Origin of the sequence: Brevundimonas variabilis, from assembly GCF_014199945.1 — a bacterium.
GTDB classification, from domain to species: Bacteria; Pseudomonadota; Alphaproteobacteria; order Caulobacterales; family Caulobacteraceae; genus Brevundimonas; species Brevundimonas variabilis.
Window position 1 is genome coordinate 788,789 of record NZ_JACHOR010000001.1, and the last position, 23,640, is coordinate 812,428.

Sequence of the window (23,640 nt, forward strand, 5' to 3'; positions counted from 1 at the left end):
GCAAACTCGATTTAGCCGAGATCGAAGGCGCGTCCGCGATCGCCCAGGAAGTTCCAGCCGGCTTGGGTTGGCCAATAACCCTTCTTGCCACGACGCTCGGCATAGCCGAGCACGACAAGTTTCTCGCTGCAGTCGCGATTTTCACTTCGTGATTCATCCACGATGTCGAGAAGAGCTTCGATGCGGTCGGCTTCCGTCATCAGCCCACGATAGCGATGCGCGCTTGAGTGGCAAAGTCAAAAAACTGCGCCTCGGCCGGCGGTCGAGCTCCACCAATCACCGGTAACCGCACGCGGCTTTGGTGTGGACAGTTCGCTTTTTGGGCTCAGGGTCGAATGTCAGGTTTGCGCCGGCTAGATCATAACTGATCTGGTCAATAACGACACTTTTGAACCTCCACCTTCGAGCCGTCGGGCGAGTGTCCTGTATTGGACCTCAATCACCTGCAGTTAGCGGGACACAAAAATACGCCGCACCCACCGAGATCCAATCCTACAGGTCAATAATACAAAGTCTTTTCGCTAACACAGATATTCATCATTTCATAAATCGCGTCGACCCAATCTGGAGACATGTACTGTCTAAATACATTTAGTAAGCTTTGCATTAAGCGTTACGTTTCGGATCAGCGCGGAAGCGTTGCCATATTCTTCGCAATTGCCTTGCCTGCCGCTTTAGTCATTGGCCTCGGGGCCATCGAGCTGATGAACCTGACAAAGGACCGGTCGCGCCTGCAGGACATGGCGGATGCAACAGCGCTGAATGCCGCCTCACAGATGCGCCTTGCCGCAAATGACCAACTTCTGAGCCGGGCCGCTGCATTTGCGATTGCCAGCGACTCCGGCCTGACCGCCCGGATGGATGCGCCGGCGGTCAAGTTCATTCACGAGCGCGGTATACCCAGAGGCATCGAAGTGGCGCTGACAGCCCGGCGTCAATCCTTCTTCGGAAACCTGCTGCCCCCTGGCGGTTTTGTCATTCGGGCCGTCGCCCGGGCACAGCAACTAGGACGCACTCCGCTGTGCGTACTTGGAACCTCGGCCTCGAGGAGCAATGTTCTCAACTTGCCTTCGGGCTCGATCATTGCACGCGCATGTATGGTCTATTCGAATAAGGATATCTCGCTCGGTGTGGGAAGTCTGATCGATGCAGCAGCCGTCCAGGCGGCCGGGGCCATCAGCGGTGCCAACGTTGCGAATTCCGGGACCGGCGCAACGCCGCTGGAGGACCCTCTCAATGGGATGTTCATTTCCTCCAATCCCGGAGCGTGTCAGCACAGCGGAGGTGTGAAGGTCGATAAGGTCGGCCAGTCGGTACAGGTTGATCCTGGCATCCACTGTCGTCACTTCGACATCGAAAACGGCACGCTGTTCTTCCGTCCTGGTGTTCATCACCTGAAAAGCGGTCAGTTGCAGCTCAAGAAGGGCGCGAAGATTGAAGGCGAGAACGTCACGCTCGTGATCTGGAAGAATCTTGAAGTGAAGTTCGATGACGGACAGGTCCCTCTTCTCAGCCTGACAGGCTCGCAGGGCGGTGCGGGCGAGGCAGGTCACTGGGCGGGGTTTGCCTTGGCGATTGACCCAGCGAGGGGCGGAGACATGAGCCTTAACTTCCGGGAGATCCGAAAACTGGAGGGCGTCGTTTATGCACCCACGACTCGTCTCATCGTGCCGGGGGGTATCGACCCGGCGGAGGTCACGCCCTGGACCGTCATCGTTGCGCAGGATCTTCGGGTCGAAGGCGGGCGGAGGCTGCAGATCAACGCCGACTATGCATCGTCTGCGGTTCCGGTCCCGGACGGTGTCGGCAACAAGGCGGATGGCGGGGCACCCGTTCAGTTGACACACTGACAAGGTCCCCAAATTCTGATGGGGACGTCATCGCCTTCTCTTCGGAACCGCACGTAACGCAGTCTCACCTATGTCAGGGGTGGTTAAAGTTGGGGGCGAGGCCAACCCTTTCGAAGCCACACCGCAACCACGCTGCAGCTAAGTTCAACCCACCAATCGGCGAGGGTCTGGTCGATCCTTTTGCGGCGCTGCTGCTTCGGCTTATTCGCCTTCCGAAGAAGCACCATGCCTAGCTCTGTGCCTGCTGAAATCTCACGACCTAAACGAGTAAATGGAGAAGGCGTTGCGGCAATCCAGAAACTGATCAGTTCAATCGGCCGCTTCCAGCTCTGGTGTTAATGAGCGGTCGCCCGCGGCTCGGTGACACTGCCGGTGAGCTCCATGATGATATCGTGCAGCTTGCAGTGATTGACTGGCTTTCGAATAGTCGCCGTTGCACCGAAGGTTTTCGCTGCACCCAGGTAGTTGCCATAGCCGCTAGCCTCGGCTGCTGAAACGGCAACGATTGGGGCTGTGCAGTTCATATCTTTCAAGGCGAGAATTGTTTCCAGCCCATCCTTCTCGGGCATATGGATATCCAGGATGATCAGATCAAACTTGCCTTGTTTGGCAAGCTCGATCGCCCCAACTCCGTTCACGGCTGTCGTGATTTCGTGACCCCGGATCATCAACGCTAGGCTGATAATCTCCAAAAAGACTGGGTCATCGTCTGCGATAAGGATGTTGGCCATTCGAACTTCATGCAGCAGCTCGCGTGAAAAAAGATATAAGAAACAATGATATATATCTTTGTAAAGTCGGTTTTTCGAGTTACAGTGTCAGGCGAAAGTGCGAGACTTAGTTCTTTCAATAACTCCTAGCTGATCGACCCTTTTGGCAATGCCTCAGTCGTCTCCTGCGCAATCACGCATGCGAACCGGCATGAAATCGCCTGGGGAGAAATTTTTGCGCCGATAACACACCCGCCTACAGGTCCAGAACTAGAGCGCACATTGCGGTTATTTCTCTGCCCATAAGAAAAAAACCGTAGCCGCGGAAAATCTACCCAAAATGATGCGGACCAATCATTCTTTAAGAACGCTGCTTTACGGTCGATTTCTGTAAGAACTACGTACGGCGAAAGCGTGCCGTAGACGGACAATAAAAAGTGCCATCAGTCGCCCTCGCTGCCGAGAGAGCCAGAGCCGAGGTTCCGCCTTTTACACAAGCGATTCTTGATCGCTATCTGGACGCTCACGAGCGTTACGTCCGCCGAAACCCTGGCGGGCGGCGAGCTATGGTCAAGTATCTCCAAGCACCCCGCTTGGACTTCAGAAGCCGCCAGCTTTCTGAGGCCGACTTTACTGGAGCCAACTTCGAGCGCGCTGTCATGCTCAAGGTCGGTTTCGAGCGTGCTTCCCTCTATTGCGCAAACCTACGAGGGGTTGATGCACGGCAGGCTGATTTCCAGCGCGCGGACCTACGAGGGGCAAGCCTCCGTGCAGCAAACTTGTCTGGAGCAAACCTTGATGCCGCTGACATGCGCCAAGCCATGCTCGCACGTGCCGACTTGCCTGGGGGGTTCCACCTTTGGTTTGAAGGCCAAAATCCAGAGGCAAGTGAACAGCGTTTTTCGGTAGACCTGTCAAATTGCTCCATGAAGGGCGTCAAACTAAACAGCGCAAAGTTGAAGTGGGCGAACTTCAGCGGAGCTTTGCTCCAAGGCGCGGATCTCAGCGGCGCTGATTTGACCGGCGCCCAGTTTGCCGGGGCAGTTTTGACGAAGGCGAAGCTGGACCGGCTCAAGATTGATCCAGCAGCTTTTGCACATTCTGTCCTCGACCCTTCGCCGGTAGCGCTGGATAGGGTCCCGCTTCTGGAAAGAATGATCGTGGCTAATGCCCAGTGGGTCGAGACCAACGGAAAATCCGGAAAACCTGCAATCCTCAACGAAGAGGATCTCCGCCCGCCGAGCCTTTTGTTTAGCGGCCGAGCTTTAACTGCCATGTCTGCCAAGGGATCCTGCGCAATCGGGGTCGATTTCACCAAAGCGCAGCTTCAGGGTGCTTGTTTCGATAATGCCGATCTGCGAGACGCCAATTTCACGTCGGCAGATTTGCGAGGAGCATCGTTTAATGGTGCGCTGCTCTGGCACGCAAAGTTTGATGCTGCGGATATTCGTCCGCTCACGCTCGCTGGAGGTTTGGCGAGGCCATTTTCGTTCGCAGGTGCCCGATTTGCGCCTGGCTGTTTCCAGAACTGCGTTAGGAGTTGAACGCGTCCATAGTTCACCATTTGAGCAATGATTGCCCCAAAATGGGGAACGCTAAAGGCGCGCCGGGCACATGCGACGAACAATCAGCGATCAGAACTCGAACATAACGTCCACCTCCCATGACTGAGCATCTGGTATAACAGCGATTGCGGAACTTTGGCCGACGTTGAGAGAGTTGGCATCATTGAAGCTGTCAGGTCGGCGTCAGCTTCAGGGCGCAGATAACTCTGGAAACGGAGATGTCCCATGTCAGCCACGTCAGTTGCCCCCATTCGTACCATCAAGACCTGGGACCTCGGCGTCCGCCTGTTCCACTGGATCCTCGTCGCCAGTATCGCCGTAGCATTTCTCTCTTCGGAGGAAGGGAGTGGGCTTTCGGCCTGGCATGTACCGGCCGGCTGGGTCGCGGCCGTCCTGATCGCCTTTCGATTGGTCTGGGGGGTTATTGGCGGCGAACATGCCCGGTTCGCCAACCTGATCCGCCCTTCGAGAATGGCCGGGCATGTGAAGGGCCTCTTTGTCGGCAGGGTCCACGCCTCAATCGGTCACAATCCGCTGGGAGGCATCGCTGTCATCGGACTTCTCGTTCTTACGGCAGCTACAGTCTATTCAGGCTTAACCGGCGGCGAGGACATCCACGAGACAATCGCCTATGTCTTGCTGGGTATGATCGCTCTGCACGTGGCGGCCGTCATCGCCATGTCAGTCATGACGAGGGATAACCTGATCGGCGCGATGATCACCGGCAACAAGAAGACTACGCACTTCCCGAATGCACAGGATGCAGCACCGCCCGTTCGCCTTGCTGTGCCACTGGCAGCCTTGGCTGTTATCGGCTCGTCCTATGCCGCCACCCGTGTTGATCCTAGTGCCTTCACACCCGGTGTGCGGACTGAGGATGGCGAGGCCGGTGAGGGTAGAGTGGGCGCATCCGCTGAAGAAGGCGAGGAAGCCGGAGACGATTGAAGCCCTATCGCCGGATCGAGGCGCCGCTAGACGACGGTTCCAAAGATCCGGCCAATGCCGGCCGTGAGACCCATGGCGAGAGCGCCCCAGAAGGTGACCCTCACGACAGCCTTCCACGCCCCGGCTCCGCCCGCTTTGGCACCGAGCCAGCCTAGCAAGGCCAACCCTGCGAGAGCCGAGCCTGAGACGAGGCCAACCAGACCGGAAGCGGGCACAACAATGACGACAATCAGCGGGACTAGTGCGCCGATCGCGAATGTCCCCGCCGACGTCAGGGCCGCCTGGATCGGGCGTGCTGTCGTGTGTTCAGAGATTCCCAGTTCATCACGGGCATGGGCCCCTAGGGCGTCATTAGCCATCAATTGCCGGGCAACCGCTAACGCTGTTGCGGGATCGATCCCCCGCTCGCGATAGATCGCCGCAAGCTCTTCGGTCTCCGCTTCTGGATCAGCTTTAAGTTCGGCAGTCTCGCGTTCGAGGTCCGCCGTCTCGGTGTCCGATTGCGAGCTGACAGAGACGTACTCACCGGCTGCCATCGACATGGCCCCTGCAACAAGCCCGGCCACACCGGCGATGAGGATACCCGACTTGCTGGTCTGGGCGGCCGCTACACCCACGATTAGACTGGCTGTCGACACAAGCCCGTCATTGGCTCCCAGGACAGCAGCGCGAAGCCAACCGATCCGCGCGACCAGATGACGTTCGGGATGGCGCTCAAGCCTGCTCACTGTGTCTCCTTCGGGCCATCGGGGAAAATGAGGATCAGTTCGGACCGCTCAGGGCAGCTTTCGACACGCCCTCGATGGGCCGCCATGATGCGGGACACGATGGCCAGGCCAAGACCCGCACCGCTGCTGCTTGCGTGGTCGCCCCGGCGATAGCGCTCACTGAGTTCAGCCAGTCGCTGAGGCATCAGCCCAGAGCCGCCGTCTATGACTGAAAGTCGTCTTTCAGGCCCAGTCTTTACAGTGACCGTCCCACCGGGAGGGGTAACCCTCAGCCCGTTCTCGACTAGGTTTCGCAAGGCTGCCGCTATGGCTTCCCGGCGACCATACACCGTCAACGCCGCGTCGGTCTCAAGGGCGACAGACTTGTCAACGTCAACGGCCAGCGGGGCATACTGGGCAACGATCTCTGCAGCGACCTCTGCCAGATCGACGGGACCACCGGCTCCCGGAGTGGCTGCGTAGGCGTCCAACTGGGCGAGGACGAGGAGTTGGTCGACAAGGCGGGACATTGCAGAGACATCAGCCTTGAGGCGCTGGCCATCCGGAGAATTCAAAGCATCAAGTTCGAGGCTGAGGACGGCAAGCGGTGTTCGAAGCTCATGCGCAACATCGGCGGCAAATGCTTCCTGTCGTGTCGCTGTTTCGTCCAGGCGGGCGAGAAGGCCATTCACGGCGTCCGCGAACCCGGTTGCCTCCTTGGGGAAGTCATAGGCCTGCACCCGGAACCCCTTGTCGGCCACCTGTGCTTCCTCGATGCGCTGGGCAGCTGCCGAGAGTGGGCGGAGGGAGGATCGGATCACCCAGACGGCAGCGAGCGTCATGGGCAGGATCAGCACTAGAAGCGGTATCACCACATGGTCAGCGACCTCATTGGCGATGCCTGCAAACTGGATCTCGTCGCGTCGCGAGCGCGACGAAAGGCCGTATTCAAAGCCGACGAAGACCAGCAGAACCATGCCGCCGAAGAAGCTCATCAAGGCAAAGCCGACCATGAGCCGCCTGAAGATGGATGTTGAGCCGGTCACCGGGTCACGTCCTTCATCAGATAACCAAGGCCGCGCACTGTATGCAGCATGCCATCGCACCCTGCGTCGTCGAGTTTCCTGCGCAACCGCGACACAGCCGCTTCCACGGCATTTGGTGTGACTGGCTCGTTGAAGGCGTAGAGAGACTCTTCAAGCGCCGCCCGCGTAACGACCGTTCCCGCGCGCCTCATAAGCAGTTCAAGAAGATCACTCTCGCGGCGCGAAAGTTCGATTTGCGTATCCCGACAGCTCGCCTGCCGAGAAGCGACATCGAACGCAAGTTCGCCCACTGTCAGGACGGGCGTGATCCGCTGTCCGGGCCTTCGAAGGATCGCACGGCATCGAGCTGCAAGTTCGGATGCCTCGAACGGCTTGACCAGATAGTCATCTGCTCCAGCATCCAGACCGGTGACACGGTCGTTCAACCCGCCGCGAGCGGTGAGCACGAGGATCGGTGTGGACACGCTGGACCGCCTGAGCGTCTTGACCCAGTCTAGTCCGTCCCCGTCTGGCAGCCCAAGGTCGAGGAGGATAAGGTCGTAGGTCGCGCTTCCGACAGCTTCTTCGGCATCGCGAAGGTTCTGCCGCCAGTCGACGACAAAGCCGTCACGGATCAGACCCTCGCTCAGCAGCGCGCCGAGTCTCATGGAGTCTTCAACGAGTAGGAGGCGCATGATCGACGTCCGTTCCGATCGCCGCGCGCTTCGACCCGGTCACCATCGACAGGATCAGGTTTTCGCGGTGACGCCAGCTTTCGACAAGGGCCGCAAGCACATGAAGGATTGCAAGAGCCATGATCGTATTGGCGGCAACCTCGTGTGTCGCTTCCAACCAAGGCGCGCCCCAGAAGGCATCCAAACCCATCATCCAGCCCGTAACCCCACAGAATAGAGAGAGCATCACCAACGCGATCATCATCAGGCCGCCAGCCGGGTTATGCCCGATGTATCGAGGCTCGCGTCGCTGGAACATTGCAGCCATGTAGCTAACGAGGCGACGGGGACCTGTCACGAAGTCAGTGAACCGGGCATGGCGTGAACCGATAAAGCCCCAGATAAGTCGCACCGCAATGGCGGCAACGATCACATAGCCGACGTAGCGATGGACCGATTTGACCTCACGCAAAAAGGTCAGGTTCGCGACAATGCCCGTCACCAGGGTCCAGTGAAACAGCCTGACTATCGGGTCCCAAACCTTGGTGCGTTTGCTAGTGCCTATTGGCGAACGGGCAATCGCCCGCTCGCCGTCGTCCAACATGTGCTCGGTCACCAGATCAGTCCTCGTTGTTCTCGACAACGGCTGCGGTCACCGGATTGAAATAGACTTCCGCGCGCCGGCCATTCGGTGCCCGGGCGTAGATCTCGTAACAGCTGCCACTGACTTGGAAGACGCGGATGTTCGTGTAGCCCATCTGGGTGATACGGGTCCGCATCTGAGCTTCGGTAAGCCACTGGCTGCGTGGAGCCGTTGTGCATTTCGGACCTGCTGCAGCGGGCTCTGCGTAGAAAAGGGCCGTTGAGGCTGCTGCGGCTGCGAGGCTGAGGGCTAATGCTGTTGTTACGATGAACTTTTGCATGGGTGTCTCCTTGAAGACCTTCGGATTGCCGAGCGACCTTGCCCGGTGATGCAAAACTGGTCTTCGAACCTGACAGGGGCCTGACCGATCAGAAAAAAGCAGACGTATCGGATCTAGCTTCCGTCAGGCTGGCGTCAGCAAAGGCTGTCATCTCCGGAGTGCGCAACAGGCGCAGGCCCATTTCTCGGAGAACTCCAATGATCACGAAGTCCATCTTAGCCACCGTTCTCGCCGCCTTGACGTTGTCAGCCGGCGCTGCCTCCGCAGGCGAGCTAGCGCCTCGAACGCGCGCCAATCTCGAGGCAGCGATGCACGGCGAGGCCTTCGCTAACCTGAAGTATCTCCGCTACGCCGAAGTCGCACGCGAGAGCGGCAAGGAAGAGCTTGCCCTGCTATTCGAGAGCTCTGCCAACGTTGAAGCCGCTGAACATTTCGCCCGTGAGGCGGATGCATTGGGACTCGGCGGTACAGACGAGGCCAACCTTCTGGATGCGATGGCTGGTGAGCAGTACGAGAGCGTTACGATGTACGTCGATTTTGCCAAAGAAGCCGATGCGGACGGGGACACGTGTTCTGCCGCACTATTTCGACAGATCGCTTCGGACGAAGCTGACCACTACGAGCGGTACCGTGAAGCTGCTGATCGGCTACGTGGTTCGCGATAGCCGTCTGACAATCCCCGTCCAAGGACAGTAGCCCGCGCCTGGGCCGACGATGCTCGATCATCAAACCCAACATGCTCGTCGGCCAATGGGTCACCGCTGCCCATCCAGCTTTGAATAATAACAGTGTTTGGCTCACGGTTCCGAGTGGACCGCGCTTTGATGCCCGTAACCTGTATCTGCGAACGAAACACCGCCATGACACTGCTGCCTTCAACACGATCACGATCACGACGGCTTCGAAAAGCCCTCTCAGGCCTTGGCGCTGCAGTCGTCTGGACCCTGGCTGCGGTTGGCTTATTCGTCGTGGTGTTCATCAGCTTCACGATGGCAAACGGAAACTTCCACACAGTTGCTCGAGGCGAGGCATTCCGATCGGCACAGCCGTCGCCGGCGAAGCTGGAGCGCTATGTCCGGGACCATGGCATCCGCACAGTCATAAACCTTCGAGGGGCCAACCCGTCCGACGCTTGGTATCAAGAAGAGGTCGCGGCCGCTGATCAGCTCGGCCTAAACCACATCGACTTCCGCATGTCTGCTAGGCGCGGGATCACAAACGGCGAAGCATTGCAGCTGATCGAGATCATGCGTGACGCACCAAAGCCTCTCCTGATCCATTGCGAATCCGGGGCCGATCGTACCGGCCTGGCGTCAGCTCTGTACGCTGCTGCGATTGCGGGCCTCGGGGAAGAAGCAGCTGAGCGCCATCTTTCAATCCGCTACGGCCATGTTTCCGCACCGTTCGGCAAAGGTTGGGGGACAACCCTAACCTGGGAGAGGATGGAGCGTGCACTTGGGTTCGTGGAAGGCTGATCCTTCGCCGGATGGTCCGCGAACGTCGGCTTTGGGTCGCACTACGACATTGGCCCCAGGGCGAGAAGCGGACATTCGCCCCAAGGCCCAAAAGCGGACCTTCCGAACCGCCGTTAGGGGTGGGAAGCGGACATTGGCTTAGTGAACGAAAACTCGCCAGCCCCAAGCAGGCAGCGCCACTTCGGTTGTTACATTCACAGTAACAGGTTCATTGCTCAAGAAGTCTTTGTAGTCTCCAAAATGATGGATCCCTGAAAAGGTCGCCGTCTGAGCCTCGTTGCTGAGGTTCATCACAACGAAGACTTTGTCGCCATCCCTCTCTCGAAAAAAGCTGAAAACCTTGTTCGCGTTCGAGTTAACGACCTGATGCATTCGGCCGCCCCACTGGCCGTTAGCGAGCGCGGCGTTAGTGTGTTTGAGCTGGAACAGCCGCTGATAAAGCAGTCCCTGTTCGTCCAACCGGTAGTCTGCGGGCCAGACGATAGGATCCTTCTCGAAGAATTTCAGCCGGCGTGTATTACCCACTTCCTGTCCGTTGTAGATCATCGGGATACCCTCGCCGACTACGGATAGGACTGTTGCGGCCTCGCGCATCGGGCCGTACCGCTCGTATTCCGTGCCTTCCCAGGCGTTGGCATCATGGTTAGTGGTTCCCACCAGCCGCATGGCCTCACGCGGATATGCACTTTCGTTCCAGGAGTAGAAGGTGAACAGGGCGGAGGTCCCGGCATGGCCCTCGGCGATCTTCGTCATCGCCTCGCTCCAGCTCCAAGCATAGGTGGCGTCAAAGGCGGCGTAGTGCATGTCGCGCATCTCCCACTCCGCCAGTAGAAAGACAGGCTTGATAGTCTCAAGCTGTCGTCGCGCCGTCTCCCAGAAGTCCAGAGGGACGAAGCCGGCAACATCCGCTCGGTACCCGTCAATGCCCGCTTCTCTCACCCAGAACATGAGCGCCTCCGTCATGTATTGACGTAGACCGGCGTGGGCGTAGTTCAGGTTAATAATGTCTGACCAGTCCCACCAGGGCGTGGGCCTGAAGTTGCCATCGAGGTCGCGCTCGTACCATTCGGGATGCGTGCGGGTCAGCTGATTGTCCCAGGCCGTATGGTTCGCAACCCAATCCAAAATGACGTGCATACCCTCTGCATGGGCTGCATCGACGAAGGCCTTCAGGTCATCCATGGTCCCGTATTCAGGATTGACCCCGAAGTAATCCTTCACCGAGTAGGGACTTCCGAGCGACCCCTTTCGGTTTATCTCTCCGATCGGATGGATTGGCATCAGCCAAATAATATCGACTCCGAGGGTCTTGAGGCGCGGGAGCTGTAACTGAGCGGCGCTAAACGTTCCCTCGGGCGTAAACTGGCGAGTATTCAACTGATAGATGACGGCGTTCCGCGACCAATCCGGGTGGGTCAGGGTCACCATGGGTCGAGGTTGATAAATCGCGGCTGCGGTCTGGTCAGAAATCCGCTGGTCTGGAGTTGCGTCACCGCTCTGCGCCAAAACGGGCAAGGCTAGCGAGAGCATCGCCAGCACCAGAAAAAACCACCGCATACGAGCCTCCGCAGGGACGTTCCTTTTAGATGAGTGGCGACTGATTGGGTGTTGTGGTCAAGGTGTGATCGCCATCCTAGATCAGGAGTCAAGCCGACTTGCTCGGCGCATCGCTCCGTTGTGAGGCCAGCAGCACCAACCCGTTTCGGTGTTTGGACAGTTCCCAAAGGCAATCTGGACGGCGAGAATAATCTAAGTCTCCCCATTATTGCTGCTGAACGCAGAAGACATGCCGGCGGAGAGCGATATCCTTGCGCTTAGAGGTGGACAGGCTGCGAGGCGGATGCCGAGATCAGAAACCGCCTAGACACACCCCCACCACGAGACAGGCACCTCATGTTGTCCGAAAAAGAAAAGATGCTTTCTGGGTTGCCCTACAGGGCCGGAGATCCCGCGTTGAAAAAGGACATGCAGGCCAATCGAGCATGGCTCGACCGGTATAATCGCGCTCTCTCTTGGTCCCCGGCTGACCGACACGCCCTTCTGTCCGAACATCTTAAAGCGGTAGGCCCAGACGCCGTGATCCGGCCACCTTTCCATTGCGATTACGGGTTCAATATCACTCTGGGGGCTGGCACGTTCCTGAACTTCAACTGTGTGATCCTCGATGTGGTTGAAGTGGTCATCGGTGACGGGGTGCAGATCGGTCCAGGCGTGCAGATCCTGACAGCTGATCATCCACGTGACCCGGCCGAACGCGCGTCCGGTCTGGAGTTCGGGCGACCCATCATCATCGGTAACAATGTTTGGATTGGTGGCGGCGCTATCATTTTGCCGGGCATTTCGATTGGCGACGACGCTGTTATCGGCGCCGGGAGCGTCGTCACGCGCGACGTGTCCGCTGGCGTGACCGCGTTAGGCAACCCAGCCCGCACACGGGCTTAAGGTCCGCTATGGGTCGAAAGCGGACATTCGATCTGATGCCAGAGCAGACCTCCCGAACCATCGCTAGGGGTGGATAGCCGCTCGCGCCGTCGTTTGGGCGGTATTTATCCAGCGGTAATGGGGTGAAGGTCGCGACTGGACATCGACGAGACCGCGCTTCTTGAGGTCAATCGATCAGGGCCCACAGCAATCTGAGATCTCGAAACCAACGCACGGGCTCTTGCAGGGCGGCAATGACGTTTCGGCGGTGGTGGCGTTTACGGTTCATCGAGCGACAATATCAGACCGCAGTTAACGATGGCCTGTGACCGGAAGCTGCGAGGTAGCGGCCCGAACCCCGTCGAGTCCGGACCGCCGTGACCGCCCCATTTGGCGCAGAACGATCAGCAGCACTTAGCTCCGCAGCGGTCCAGAATCCAAGTCGCCTTCCGCCGCGATTGGCTACCTCCCGTCTATCGAACTTAGACGAGGGTGGCGGCCCGGGTTGGGCCGGTGGGGGAGACGCCCATGATGCCCACGCTTGGTGAGAGAGCAGCATTGATCGGCAGCGCAGTCGGAGGCGGTGCCTTGGTGAAACTGGCGCGAGCGTGGCTGGAGACAGGCAGCAAAATCCCATCTCGCTCTACTGGTAAGGCCGAGCTGATCGCCGCCACGGCAGCCTTTCAGATCGCATTGAACTCAGCCGCGGAGGGCATAGTCAGCGAATGCCCCCGCGTCTGTCCCGTGCTTCGTCCCGCGGACTGAAATGACGTGGACATCCGGGCGACAGGCGAACACCTCAATCACGTCGAGATCGTGCTGGGTGCGCTGGCCTTTGATCTGGCCCAGAGGGATGCTGAACCCGCCTCTCAGATACCGGTAGGCGGAACCGGATCGCTCCCTGACCCAATTAGACATTCGCGGCCCGTCCCGGAGCCAGATGTGTTTGATGGAAGGTTCGGGGCGGGCCGCTGGACGACGTACGCAGGGGCCGCCCAGGGACAGAGACTACGTATAACTACTTATCGATCGATAAAACGTTCTGTCATCTGCATCACAGCCTCAGCTTCCTCCAAAATTGGGATCATCAGATCCGCATCGATCAGGGTTGGTGCTTCTAGGAACTGGACGATCCAACGGCGAACCAGCTCGTCATTATCGGTCTGCATATCAAGCCTGGGTACTAGGCCCTTCCAAGCTGATAAAACCCCGGGTCAAAATCGAGTTCAGCTTGGCTTTGCGCGGTCTTTTTGAGGCATGGTTAATCGAAGGATGCGGCTGGGTTTATTGCGGCCCCGACCAAACAACCCATGCCGCCACCACGATCAGAAGTACCGTGATGACCATGAGCAGGGCTCGCCCTAGGCGTTTTGTGGTCATTGACCTTAAGGCGGCCTGCCGTTGATTGGTTGCGTCTCGTCGAGCCTCGCGCTCCGTATTGAGAGCCCCTCGAGCTTCAGATCGGAGGCTCTATTCGTTTTGGAGCTTCTTCCAGATCAACGATCCAACGAGGAGTCGCAGCTGATCGACCGCTTCGGCTGTATCGACGGCAGTTCCCAACCACACGGCAGCGTCGTAGCCTAAAGCAAGGAGCTAATCGCCAAAAATTCCGGCAAGATGTTCCTTCGTATCGCCGCGGCCTACGGCTTATCCAATGGCTGAGAAAGCGGACTCTTAGGCCGACGCCCGTTGGCATCGGCCTAAGAGTCCTCGCATTGGAGTGGTCGCCCGCGGGCGCCGTCATGGCTTGAGCCTGATAGAGGACGATCAGCAACCGCGGGGGATCACGGATCGTCCTTGTTTCACTGTGCCGGAGCGGGGCTTGGCAGCTCTGGCAGTCTTGGTGCGTCTGGCAACTCAGGCACGGACGGGGTCGGGACATCAATGTTGACGTCCAGATTTGTATCGCCCGCTTCCTGGCTTGGCGCGTTGTTCAAGAACAACACCGCTGCAATGATCAGGGCGATCACGAAAAGCGCACCGATGATTAGCGCTGCGCCACCACCACCGCCCGATTTTTCGGGGGCAACATTTACCGTGGTGTGATGTACCTCAGTCGGGCGTTCGGGGGGAACCATATTGGGATCGGTCATACTTAGTATCCTCAGTTCGAGCCGGGGACGGCGGGGGCGGAGACCTCGGGCAGTTCTACCTCAACATTGATATCGCTTGTGTTGTCGATCGCGCCGCCACGACCGAACATGAACCAAGCTAGGACTGCCACGACGACCAGCAAGCCCCCGACGATGAAAGCGAGGCCGACGTTGCCGCCGCTACCGTTTGTATTTTCAGTCATTTGGTCCCCTCGAAGATCCGCTGTTTGTCCGGCACGAAACGACGCGCGGCTTTCACGGTTCCGTGAAAACGTGAGTCATGGTGTTGTTCCTGCCGGGCGTTAGCGCTGCGGTTGTACGGTGCTCATAGGGCTGCCCCGCGATGGGGTCGCTGGCAGGGGCCGAATGTAGTTCTACTGCATGCCGCCCAAAGTAGGGGCTGAGGTTGAGATGTACTGAAGCCTCACTGCGGAAGACCGACTCATCTGCGGCCAAGTTTGGGAACCCAGGCCTCGATCCATCATTGAATGATCAAGAACGAGGGTTAGACATGATCGAACTCATTATTGCTGTAGCTCTTTTTATCGATCCAGCGGTTACGGCCGCGACCACGCCCGCAAAAGGCCAGGTCAACGCGGCCTCGTTTCGCGAGCGGTCGGAAGAGCCAGTTCTCCAAGGCGTAGCTGTCACCCTTGAGTGCACTGCTCGTGTGACCGGTCGGGTCGAAGCCTGTAAAGTGCTTGAAGAGACCCATCCGGGGATGGGCTTTGGCCAAGCAGCCTTGACCTTGATGCAAGACGTCGAGGTGGAGCCCCCCCGAACAGACATACGGTTCGCCAGGACAATCGTCTTCACCCCCTAAAGGCTGCTGGCACCTCTGTCGGTGCCGTCTGCCCGCCAAGCAGAAGCTAGATCGGCCAATGCGGTCCCTAACCCTGTTCTCAGCCTTCGGCCTCAACAGGGCTATCGCTAACTTTGGAATTTTTGACTCGCTTGGCTCTCACCGGCAGCCCGTCATCATCAGCCTTCCTACCACCGACACCGAGGCCCATCGCTTTGGCAAGTTCAGACCGTCTTGCAGAGTAGGTCGGCGCTACCATCGGGTAGTCGGCACGCAGGCCATAGCGCTCCCTATACTGGTTCGGGGTCAGTCCATTCTTAGTCAGATGGCGTTTCAGGCTCTTATAGGTCTTCCCATCCAGGAAGGACATGAGCCCGCCATCCGAGACCGAGCGTCTAATCTGAGCCGTAGTCGGCTTGTCGTAGGTCACCTCAGTTTCAGCTTCTGCAGGGCCAGCCTCAACAGTGTTTAATGCGTCAGAGATCGACTTCACCAGCTTAGGAAGCTCATCCGGCGAAACACGATTGTTGGCGACAAAGTTGGCGATAATGCCGGTGGTCATTTCGAGAATACGGTTGTCGGTCATAGGTCCCAAATCGAAAGCGTTGAGTATGGCAGTTTAAGGATAGTCCTTCGCGAGATCGCTTACCCCATTGTGCGGCGGCCGTCTGCGCTGATCCATCTCATCGCTATGGTGTCTTCACCCTGCCGTTGGACGGGTGCAATTCGAGCTGTCCTGCCATGAGCGGCTTAGCTGCCTCTGGCGATTAGTTTCGATTTCCCATCCAACTCGACATCTCTGCGAAAACTAACGTTATCGCAACCCCATCTTAAACACCGAAGGTCTAGAGAGGCCTACGGTCGCAAGATCAGAAAGGTCTTTTGAGTGATGAGCACGGATCTATGAGTGGTTTCTTCTATGTGCTGACCGAGGACGCGCGCATTCTGTTCGTGGATGACGATCCGATCCTGCGGGAGTTCGCCCAGGTCAATCTTGCCTCAGACACCGCCCATGTGGACACCGCCAGCGATGGTCTCGAAGCCCTCGAAGCCGTCGAGCGTCAGACCTATGATCTGCTTCTGGTCGATCTGGAAATGCCGCGGATGGATGGCTTCGAACTGCTGCGCCGACTGCGGGAAAACCCTTCCACAGAACATCTGCCGATCGTCGTCGAGACAGGCCGCGAGGATGTGGACGCGATCGACCGCGCCTTTCGGGCTGGAGCCACAGCCTTTGTCACCAAGCCGCTGAACTGGCGGCTCTTGACCTATCAACTGCGGTTCACCCTGCGCGCTGCGCGGTCTGAGGCTCGGCTCAGGGCTCAGGCCGTAACCCCTGCCTTGCAGGCGACCTTCTGAATCCGGGCCCTCTTTTTCGGGCGATCGCCACCCTCACCTCGCGCCTGATGGGCGACGACAAGGGGGTCATTGCGCTCAAATTCGCGCTCGCGGCACCAGCCGTGATCCTACTCGGCGTCGGGGCCATCGACCTGAACAATGTCCAGTCCTCCGAGTCCCGCCTGCAGGACGTGGCAGATGCAGCCGCCCTGGCCGGGGCGTGGGAACTGGGGCTGGCGATCGATGACGGCGCAGCCATCGCGCGCGCCGAGGATTTCGTTAAGGGCCATGTCTCCGAATGGGCCGAGGCACCAACCATCATCAGCGACATCACGGTCGAGGAAACACGGGCCCAGCGCATCATACGGGTGAAACTGAACGGCCATCGGCCGTCGTTCTTCGGAAGCATGCTGCCGCCCGGAGGCTGGCGTTTCAACGCAGACGCCGCCGCAACCACTGTGGGCATGACCCCGCTCTGCGTCCTGGTTAGCGGCGACTCTGGGTCCAAACTCCTGAACGTGAAGGACAGGGCTGCAATTTCCGCCCCAGCCTGCTTGGTCCACTCCAATCGCGATATCGAGGTGGAGGGCGGCAGTATCCGGGCCGCGATGACTCAAGCCGTGACCCGGGCCACTGGTGCCATTAATCCGGCTCCAGGTACTGGCGCAGAGCCGATCGAAGACCCGTTTGCCCAGCTACTGCTGGTGCCGCCTTTGAATTGTAGTGCAGGTTTGTTCGGTATCGACAAAAAGTCGGGGATCATCCGTGTCCCGGCGGGCATTCATTGCGGCGGGATCAAAGTTGGTGGCGATGCGCAGCTGATTCTTGAACCCGGCGAGCACTGGTTTATTGCCGGGGCGCTAGAAGTCAATGAGAACGCCACGCTCAGCGGTGACGACGTGGTGCTGATGTTCGATCTCGCCTCAAAATTCGTGTTCGACGACAACGCAAAAGTCACACTCGACGGCCGCAGGTCGGGACGTTTCGCAGGATTTGTCATGGCCGCGACAAGAAACAATACTCAGGACTTCATCATCTCGTCAGACAATGTCGAAAGCTTGTTGGGTGTAGTTTATGTACCTAATGCAACGCTCCTAGTTGATGGCACGGACGACGTGGCCCGCGACAGCGCCTGGACTGTGCTTGTGGCCAAGGCAATAGAACTTAAGGGCTCGCCCTCGCTGATCATCAACGCCAACTACGCGGGTTCGACCGTGCCCGTCCCGCAGGGCGTCGGCCCTCGGGCCGGCGGATCCACGCTGGTCAGGTGAACTGCAGTAACTTGATGTGCGGGAAACGAACGCATTGACCTGCAAATGTGACTTGTGTTGGTTTTTGCAATTATTAGATGAGCAGTTCGGCACTGTTGGGTCGGTACCCTCTACTGAATGTCTTTGCGCTTTCGCGGAACAGAACTGCGCAAAGTCTTCTCAGGGTAAGGGCAGAGCCATGCGATGGCCGAAGCTGGATATGTGCCCACGATACGAAAGCTGAATTTCTGAGCCGCCGTTGAGGGTGTGAAAGCACTCGCCTTTAATGGCGTATCGATGAAGGCCTTGATGCCAGCGGTCAGCGCTGCCCGTTGCGCTGGAAATGGTCAGAGTGACGCAGCCTGGTGATTGTGCGAGTTAGATTGCTCCAAGTAAGGAGCGTATCTTTTGAACTTCGTCGAATTCGTTGGTGGGCCGGGCTCACCTCAGGCCGGAAAACCCATCTTTGTTAATCCTGAAATGGTTGGCATCGTAGTCGAAAGCGAGTCGTCTCGGCCGGGGAACGAGACGACCGCCATTGAATGCGGAGGGTTTCCGGTTCTTGTGGCGGGCTCCGTACAGCAGGTGCTTTTTGCACTGATGACCCACCAAGGTCAGATCTGACAAGGCCCGGAATATTCAACACCGCTAGGGCGGTTCTTCGGAGCCGCCCTTTTGAGTTCGGAGAGGTCCAGAATGACCGACCTGGCCACTGGAGAAGTTGGATTGCTGACCAGTTGCACCCTCAATCGCCAAAAGTAGAACGCAATGTCCCTTGTGGGTCGAGATCGGCCATGACCAGGCGGGCGGAAAGCGGACATTCGTTCCGATGCCCGGAAGCGGACCTTCCGAAGCGCCGCTACGGGTCGTATGCAGACCTTCGTAGCGAACGTTGAAACCGACGCTTCGCAGCGCCTCGGGCAGTAATCAGCCGACCAGCCGTCGAAGCGTGCCACTTAGCGCCACGCAGTGTAGCGATACCCTGTCGGTTGAGTTCAGCCGCCACGGCCGAGGCCTTTGTGTGTCCTGCAGACATGATTGCAGCGACGATGGGGGCGAGCTCGCGATACCGAGCAGCAGTTCGGCGTGATCGCGCCCGACGAGCGAGCGTCAAATCTCCAGCATACTTACCGAGAGCACCCTCTGCGTGAGGATTGCCCAGCGCTTTGACGAGCCGTCCACTTCGGCTGGATATGTGTGTCTCGCCACGAGCAATCTTGTGTTTGATCGCGGCTAAGGCTTCGGTCGTCCTGCGCGAAATCATTTCCCGCTCGGCTTGGGCAATCACAGCCAGCACGCCAATCGTCAGATCATTCGCGTCCGGAACGTCCGCAGCCAAAAATCGCGCGCCACTGTCTCTCAGCGTCAGCAAAAAGGCAGCGTTGCGAGACAACCGATTGAGCTTTGCGATCACAAGGGTTGCTTCGGTCAGCTTCGCTCGCCCTAAAGCCTTCTTGAGCACAGGGCGATCGTCCCGACGGCCTGTCTCGACTTCGGTAAACTCGGCCAAGATCGACAGACCGCGCTGCGCTGCAAGTTGCTGAACAGCGTGACGTTGAGCGTCTAGCCCTAGACCGCTGCGCCCTTGGGACGCTGTGCTGACCCGGTAATAAGCAATTGCCTTCATTGAGGTTTCCTCACCAGATCTCACGGCAAATGAACGTTTGCCGAAGTGGTCCAGGCATCGACTGAAATCTTAGTTAGGACAACGAGGCCGCAGCACCGACGTGTAGAAGGCAAACTCAACTCGAGCTGTCCGAGGCTAGAAGGCGTCTCGTTTTGCGGGCGGCGTCTAAGAGGCTTGGTTGAGCGCCCTTACGCGTTGTCTCCAGGGAGGGAACACTGTCCCCTGGCGACAATTGACGAAGAGCTCTCGCCGTGGTCGCGCATTTCCATGTCTGCGATTCATCCACCGCCATATTCCTACGTTGCCTACATCGATGAGGCAGGCGATCCAGGCCTCCGTCGGGTTAAGCCGGACGACACGCCGGGCTCAAGCGAATGGCTGATGGTGTCGGCAGTCGTGATTAGGGCCCAACAGGAGCCCCTAGTCTCGGGGTGGATCCAGGAATTGATGGCTTCGATGGGAAGCCATCAAATGCGAGACATTCACTTCGCGAAGTTGAGCCCGACAAGGAAACTTGCGGCGTGCGCCCGCTTAGCCGGGCTCCCGATCCGGTGCTTTGTCGTATGTTCAAATAAGCGAAACATGCGGGGCCATCGTAACCCGCTGGCGGAGCAAATTCCGAGCGATAACTGGTTCTATTGCTGGATGACACGGTTGTTGCTTGAGCGGGTCACGCACTTCATCGAGCGACGATCGCAAGTGGACTTTCAGGAAACGCGTCTTGTGAAAATGATCTTCAGCGAACGCGGCGGCCTCTCGTACTCGCAGATGAATGCATATTTCGACTGGTTGCGGGTAAAGGGTGACAACCAAGTTCTGAAAGCCGGGAATCTCTCTTACGGGACGTTCCACCGCCAACTGATGGAGATCAAGAACCACGCCGGTCACGATGGATTAAAGTTGCCAGATATCGTCGCCAGCGCTTTCTTCAAGGCAGCGGACATCTACGACACGAGGGCATGCGATCCGCGATTTGCAATCGCTCTGAGGCCACGAATGGCGACAGCTAACGACAAGGTGGGGGGTGTTATCGCCGGTTACGGAGTGAAGCTCATGCCTGGCTGGAAGGTCAAAGCAGAACCTGAGCAGCTCGAAGTGTTCCGCCAGTACGGCTATCCCGAACAGTGGTGGGCGTAAGCCCCCAAGCCCGTCTTCTCCGCCGCCTTGTAGCTCCACTCATGTGAAGCGTGCCGCACGGACGCCACGGGGATCAAACCCACAGCCCGAGCTTGGGAGCCACGTGAATCCTGAACCAAGCCGGTTAACCAATCAAGAAAAAACACGATAGATTCCAGCGCCTTCCTAAGTGACTGTGGAGACTCGAGTTTTGGAACGCCCGAGACGCGAAAAGACGCTAAGGGTTAGGAGTGCACTCATCGCGGGCCCTTTTGATGGACTTTTCTAAACTAGGCAGCGCCAAAAGGGCCAAGAGACCGACCGACCCGATCCGCATATTCGAAACGCTGCCGAGCCTGTCCGGAACGTTCAACGACCTGTGGCGCGGTCAAGACAAGGCGCTCACGGAGTGGAATGCCGCCCGCTCACGGCAAGACGTGCTGGTCTCGCTCAACACAGGAGCGGGAAAAACGATTGTTGGCCTGTTGATCGCACAGAGTCTCGTTAATGAGGGACTTCAGAATGTCCTATATGTCTGTTCGACGATTGATCTAGTGCGTCAGACGGCGGAAGAAGCTGACCGCATCGGCATCGATCATTCGACCCGATTCCGGAAGGAGTTTTCGAACGACCTATTTGAGACCGGCAAAGGCTTCTGCATCACAACATATGCGGCGCTTTTCAACGGTCATAGCGCACTTCGAAACCGCTTCTTCCCACAGGCGATCATCTTTGATGACGCACATGTCGCTGGTAGCCTGCTGCGTGACGCTTTCACGCTGCGCATCGACGTCCATAGCCACGAGGCTCTGTTCAAAGAAATCGCCGAGCTGTTCAAGCCGCATTTTCAAGAACTCGGCATCTCCGGGCAGTTCCGCGATGCACTTGATCTGTCGCGGCATTCGACAGCGTTCGTAGCGCCAAATGGCCTATACGAACGAAGCGAACGCCTGCTCGAAATCTTGCTGCGCCACGGCATTAAGGATCACGCCGAGCTAACTTATCCCTTCGCTTGGCTGGAGGACCGACTTGGAGCTTGCGCGGCAGTCTTCACGCGGGGTGCCTTCGAACTGACACCACCGTTTTTGCCGTCGCTCGCAATCGACATTTTCCAGCAAAAGGTACGACGCGTCTATCTGTCGGCGACGCTCCAGAGCCAGACCGATTTCATCCGAGCGTTCGGCCGCAAGCCCGATGTAACGGTCACGCCGTCAAACGATGCCGGTAACGGCGAGCGTTTAATAGTCAGCGGTCGCAAGATTAGCGGAGGTTTTGGTCCTGACTTCGCGGAAAAGCTGGTCAAGAAGCAGAAAGTAGTAATTGCGGTGCCGGACTATGAGAGGGCCAAGGATTGGGCGAAGGTTGCGCAACCGCCATCGCGGACTGAATTTTCTGAGCAGCTCGATGTATTCCGCAAGGCAGACGCGGGTGCCTTTGCCCTCGTATCGCGGGTAGACGGCATCGACCTGCCCCATGATACCTGCCGGGTTATGATTATGGAGGGCCTGCCCTCTGGGTCGTCCCTACTGGAGCGCTACCAGTGGGAATTCCTCAGGATGAACAACGTCCATGCAGTTCGCATAGCCAACCGACTTGCGCAGTTATTTGGACGGATCAACCGAGGCCGAAACGATTATGGTGCTTTCCTCGTCCAGGGCGACGATCTCGACAAATGGCTCGCTAACGACCGTAATCTCGCGTTGCTGCCGCCGCTTCTACAGAAGCAGGTGCTAATCGGCCGCGAGTTGCAAGAAGAGTTTGGCATTGAGACTAGCAAACAGGCGATCGAGCTAATCGAGCGTGTCATAGGACGCGATGATGGGTGGATCGATTATTATCAGCGCGAAGTTAAACTGGCTGAGCTCGACGAAGACCAGCTTGCCCGTCACAGCACGGCTGAACCATTTCTTGTCGCGGCTGCGCTAAGCGAAGCCAAATATGCCGAGGCGATGTGGCACGACGATCCGACAAGTGCGCGTCGCGAGTTGGAAAAGACTGTCGACACGACGGCGCAGCACGACACGCCGCTGGGAGGGTGGCACGCGCTGTGGCTGGGCGCAGCGTTCGAGCGCGAGGGGGACAGGGAGGCGGCAAGATCCGCTTTTGGGCACGCCATGCGTCGGCTAGGCAACGGCGTAACGCTGCCGCGTCCGGCACCGGTCACCGGTGCGAAGAAGTCCCCAGATATGAATGCCTTTGGGCGTTCGCTGCAGGGCCTGCTCAGGTACAGCCACGGTAACAAGTTTGAGGCCGAGTTGGACAAGCTTAGGCAGACGCTTGCGCTAATCGACGACGGCGACCCCAGTGAAACGGAAGCCGGCGTGCGTGCCCTCGGCGAAATTCTTGGATTCACCTCAACGCGGCCTGACAATGACGAGGGCACAGGCCCCGATGTGCTGTGGCGCGACGACTCGAAACAGCGACAGATCGGCTTCGAGCTTAAGACCGACAAGGACGATCCGGCGACCTATTTTAAAAAGGATATTTCGCAGGGTCACGACCATCTCGTATGGATGGCGCAGGCCTATCCGGATTATGAAAATCTCGGCTTGGTTTATGTCGGCCCAGCAGGGAGAGCGCACGGCCAAGCCAATCCTTCGGCGCAAATGAGCCTGTGCCAGCCAACGGCTCTGACGGCATTGCGTGAAGAACTCCTGGCGTTGATTGAGGATTTGCGCAGGCACACGCCTATGGAGCGCTTAATTGCCATCGGAAATGAAACGGACAAGGAGCGGTGGGACATTGAGGCGGTATTGAAGCGCATCGATTCCACCCCGTTCAGCAAGTAGCGATGAGCAGTGGATGATAACGTCGTGGTATCCGAGGCGGAGCGTTCAACGTCGCCTCCGAGCAGCCGCCGCAGCCAAACATCCTCTTACTGAAGCGCGGGACTCGCTCTCTAGGTGCTCTCCCCCCACCTAAGCGCATCAAAAAGGTGCACTTGGAGCCCACTGGAGCCCGTGGTGCAAGTCAGCCGCGCGAGCGTCGTTGCCCGCGATACACGCTCCAACTTCCAACTGCCTATCTGAGCTCTGCGGTTGGGTCATTTCCGTCATATTTGGTTATCGAGGACACTGGCGGTCAGAGCTGTCCAAAGACCCGGAGCTAAGTCCGTCCAC

The 23,640-nt window shown here is 58.2% G+C and carries 25 protein-coding genes; 12 read left to right on the top strand and 13 right to left on the bottom strand.

All coding sequences use genetic code 11. The features are described 5' to 3' along the window. Positions 1-11: 11 nt before the first annotated feature. Positions 12-200 (bottom strand): hypothetical protein, encoded by a 189-nt coding sequence (locus GGR13_RS03810; protein ID WP_183212104.1) that lies wholly within the window; start codon positions 198-200, stop codon positions 12-14. Positions 201-572: 372 nt separating this feature from the next. Between GGR13_RS03810 and GGR13_RS03815 the strand changes: the two genes are divergently transcribed. After that, positions 573-1,850, top strand: a complete 1,278-nt coding sequence (locus GGR13_RS03815) for a pilus assembly protein TadG-related protein (RefSeq protein WP_183212105.1) — start codon at positions 573-575, stop codon at positions 1,848-1,850. Between the two features lie 335 nt (positions 1,851-2,185). On the opposite strand, the gene GGR13_RS03820 is transcribed toward GGR13_RS03815, so the two are convergent. Continuing rightward, a complete protein-coding gene (locus GGR13_RS03820) occupies positions 2,186-2,581 on the bottom strand; it encodes a response regulator (RefSeq protein ID WP_183212106.1) in 396 nt (131 codons plus the stop codon). 545 nt (positions 2,582-3,126) lie between these two features. Between GGR13_RS03820 and GGR13_RS03825 the strand changes: the two genes are divergently transcribed. Both GGR13_RS03825 and GGR13_RS03830 read left to right on the top strand, forming a co-directional pair. Further along, entirely contained in the window at positions 3,127-4,104 is a 978-nt protein-coding gene (locus tag GGR13_RS03825) for a pentapeptide repeat-containing protein (protein WP_183212107.1), read from the top strand. Between the two features lie 246 nt (positions 4,105-4,350). Next, the gene (locus tag GGR13_RS03830) at positions 4,351-5,070 is read left to right on the top strand and encodes a cytochrome b/b6 domain-containing protein (RefSeq protein WP_183212108.1); all 720 of its coding nucleotides are present in this window, start codon (positions 4,351-4,353) and stop codon (positions 5,068-5,070) included. A 26-nt stretch (positions 5,071-5,096) separates the two neighbouring features. Here GGR13_RS03830 and GGR13_RS03835 read toward each other — a convergent pair whose 3' ends face one another. Genes GGR13_RS03835 through GGR13_RS03855 form a run of 5 tightly spaced genes read right to left on the bottom strand, consistent with a single transcriptional unit; the run spans position 5,097 to position 8,399 of the window. Beyond that, entirely contained in the window at positions 5,097-5,798 is a 702-nt protein-coding gene (locus GGR13_RS03835) for a VIT1/CCC1 transporter family protein (protein ID WP_183212109.1), read from the bottom strand. Continuing rightward, complete coding sequence (locus GGR13_RS03840) at positions 5,795-6,823, bottom strand: sensor histidine kinase (RefSeq protein ID WP_343060289.1); 1,029 nt, start codon at positions 6,821-6,823, stop codon at positions 5,795-5,797. Before GGR13_RS03840 ends, GGR13_RS03835 begins: the two co-directional genes overlap by 4 nt. Continuing rightward, positions 6,820-7,470 carry a response regulator transcription factor gene (locus tag GGR13_RS03845; protein ID WP_246347651.1) on the bottom strand — a complete coding sequence of 217 codons (651 nt, stop codon included), beginning with the start codon at positions 7,468-7,470 and terminating at the stop codon, positions 6,820-6,822. The genes GGR13_RS03840 and GGR13_RS03845 overlap by 4 nt, the downstream gene beginning before the upstream one ends. 7 nt (positions 7,471-7,477) lie before the next feature. Further along, entirely contained in the window at positions 7,478-8,092 is a 615-nt protein-coding gene (locus tag GGR13_RS03850; RefSeq protein WP_343060290.1) for a cytochrome b/b6 domain-containing protein, read from the bottom strand. A gap of 4 nt (positions 8,093-8,096) precedes the next feature. Then, positions 8,097-8,399 (bottom strand): PepSY domain-containing protein, encoded by a 303-nt coding sequence (locus GGR13_RS03855; RefSeq protein WP_183212111.1) that lies wholly within the window; start codon positions 8,397-8,399, stop codon positions 8,097-8,099. A gap of 197 nt (positions 8,400-8,596) precedes the next feature. Between GGR13_RS03855 and GGR13_RS03860 the strand changes: the two genes are divergently transcribed. Both GGR13_RS03860 and GGR13_RS03865 read left to right on the top strand, forming a co-directional pair. Next, positions 8,597-9,064, top strand: coding sequence for a ferritin family protein (locus GGR13_RS03860; protein WP_221230385.1), 468 nt, complete (start codon positions 8,597-8,599; stop codon positions 9,062-9,064). Positions 9,065-9,259: 195 nt separating this feature from the next. Continuing rightward, entirely contained in the window at positions 9,260-9,874 is a 615-nt protein-coding gene (locus GGR13_RS03865; protein WP_221230386.1) for a dual specificity protein phosphatase family protein, read from the top strand. 138 nt (positions 9,875-10,012) lie between these two features. Here GGR13_RS03865 and GGR13_RS03870 read toward each other — a convergent pair whose 3' ends face one another. After that, positions 10,013-11,431: an alpha-amylase family glycosyl hydrolase gene (locus tag GGR13_RS03870; RefSeq protein ID WP_221230387.1), complete on the bottom strand. Its 1,419-nt coding sequence runs from the start codon at positions 11,429-11,431 to the stop codon at positions 10,013-10,015. A 336-nt stretch (positions 11,432-11,767) separates the two neighbouring features. Between GGR13_RS03870 and GGR13_RS03875 the strand changes: the two genes are divergently transcribed. Further along, positions 11,768-12,316 carry a sugar O-acetyltransferase gene (locus GGR13_RS03875; RefSeq protein ID WP_183212112.1) on the top strand — a complete coding sequence of 183 codons (549 nt, stop codon included), beginning with the start codon at positions 11,768-11,770 and terminating at the stop codon, positions 12,314-12,316. A 1,001-nt stretch (positions 12,317-13,317) separates the two neighbouring features. On the opposite strand, the gene GGR13_RS03880 is transcribed toward GGR13_RS03875, so the two are convergent. From GGR13_RS03880 to GGR13_RS03890, 3 genes are all read right to left on the bottom strand, one after another. Beyond that, on the bottom strand, positions 13,318-13,464 hold the full coding sequence (locus GGR13_RS03880; protein WP_183212113.1) for a hypothetical protein: 147 nt from the start codon (positions 13,462-13,464) through the stop codon (positions 13,318-13,320). 633 nt (positions 13,465-14,097) lie between these two features. Further along, entirely contained in the window at positions 14,098-14,388 is a 291-nt protein-coding gene (locus GGR13_RS03885; RefSeq protein WP_183212114.1) for a hypothetical protein, read from the bottom strand. An 11-nt stretch (positions 14,389-14,399) separates the two neighbouring features. After that, entirely contained in the window at positions 14,400-14,591 is a 192-nt protein-coding gene (locus GGR13_RS03890; RefSeq protein WP_183212115.1) for a hypothetical protein, read from the bottom strand. Between the two features lie 308 nt (positions 14,592-14,899). On the opposite strand from GGR13_RS03890, the gene GGR13_RS03895 reads away from it, so the two are divergent. Next, positions 14,900-15,211: a TonB family protein gene (locus GGR13_RS03895; protein WP_183212116.1), complete on the top strand. Its 312-nt coding sequence runs from the start codon at positions 14,900-14,902 to the stop codon at positions 15,209-15,211. A 79-nt stretch (positions 15,212-15,290) separates the two neighbouring features. Here the strand turns inward: GGR13_RS03895 and GGR13_RS03900 are convergent, their stop codons facing one another. Continuing rightward, positions 15,291-15,776: a Ros/MucR family transcriptional regulator gene (locus GGR13_RS03900; RefSeq protein WP_183212117.1), complete on the bottom strand. Its 486-nt coding sequence runs from the start codon at positions 15,774-15,776 to the stop codon at positions 15,291-15,293. A gap of 317 nt (positions 15,777-16,093) precedes the next feature. Here GGR13_RS03900 and GGR13_RS03905 point away from each other — a divergent pair, with 317 nt between their 5' ends. The 3 genes from GGR13_RS03905 (at position 16,094) to GGR13_RS03915 (ending at position 18,402) form a co-directional block, all read left to right on the top strand. Next, complete coding sequence (locus GGR13_RS03905) at positions 16,094-16,549, top strand: response regulator (protein ID WP_183212118.1); 456 nt, start codon at positions 16,094-16,096, stop codon at positions 16,547-16,549. A gap of 47 nt (positions 16,550-16,596) precedes the next feature. Continuing rightward, entirely contained in the window at positions 16,597-17,799 is a 1,203-nt protein-coding gene (locus GGR13_RS03910; RefSeq protein ID WP_183212119.1) for a pilus assembly protein TadG-related protein, read from the top strand. Between the two features lie 387 nt (positions 17,800-18,186). Further along, positions 18,187-18,402, top strand: coding sequence for a hypothetical protein (locus GGR13_RS03915; protein WP_183212120.1), 216 nt, complete (start codon positions 18,187-18,189; stop codon positions 18,400-18,402). Positions 18,403-18,637: 235 nt separating this feature from the next. Here the strand turns inward: GGR13_RS03915 and GGR13_RS03920 are convergent, their stop codons facing one another. After that, a complete protein-coding gene (locus tag GGR13_RS03920; RefSeq protein ID WP_183212121.1) occupies positions 18,638-19,405 on the bottom strand; it encodes a recombinase family protein in 768 nt (255 codons plus the stop codon). Between the two features lie 582 nt (positions 19,406-19,987). Between GGR13_RS03920 and GGR13_RS16915 the strand changes: the two genes are divergently transcribed. Together GGR13_RS16915 and GGR13_RS03930 are read left to right on the top strand one after the other, a co-directional pair. Further along, a complete protein-coding gene (locus GGR13_RS16915) occupies positions 19,988-20,542 on the top strand; it encodes a hypothetical protein (protein ID WP_425486066.1) in 555 nt (184 codons plus the stop codon). 254 nt (positions 20,543-20,796) lie between these two features. After that, positions 20,797-23,310 carry a DEAD/DEAH box helicase family protein gene (locus GGR13_RS03930; protein WP_183212122.1) on the top strand — a complete coding sequence of 838 codons (2,514 nt, stop codon included), beginning with the start codon at positions 20,797-20,799 and terminating at the stop codon, positions 23,308-23,310. Positions 23,311-23,640: the final 330 nt, after the last annotated feature.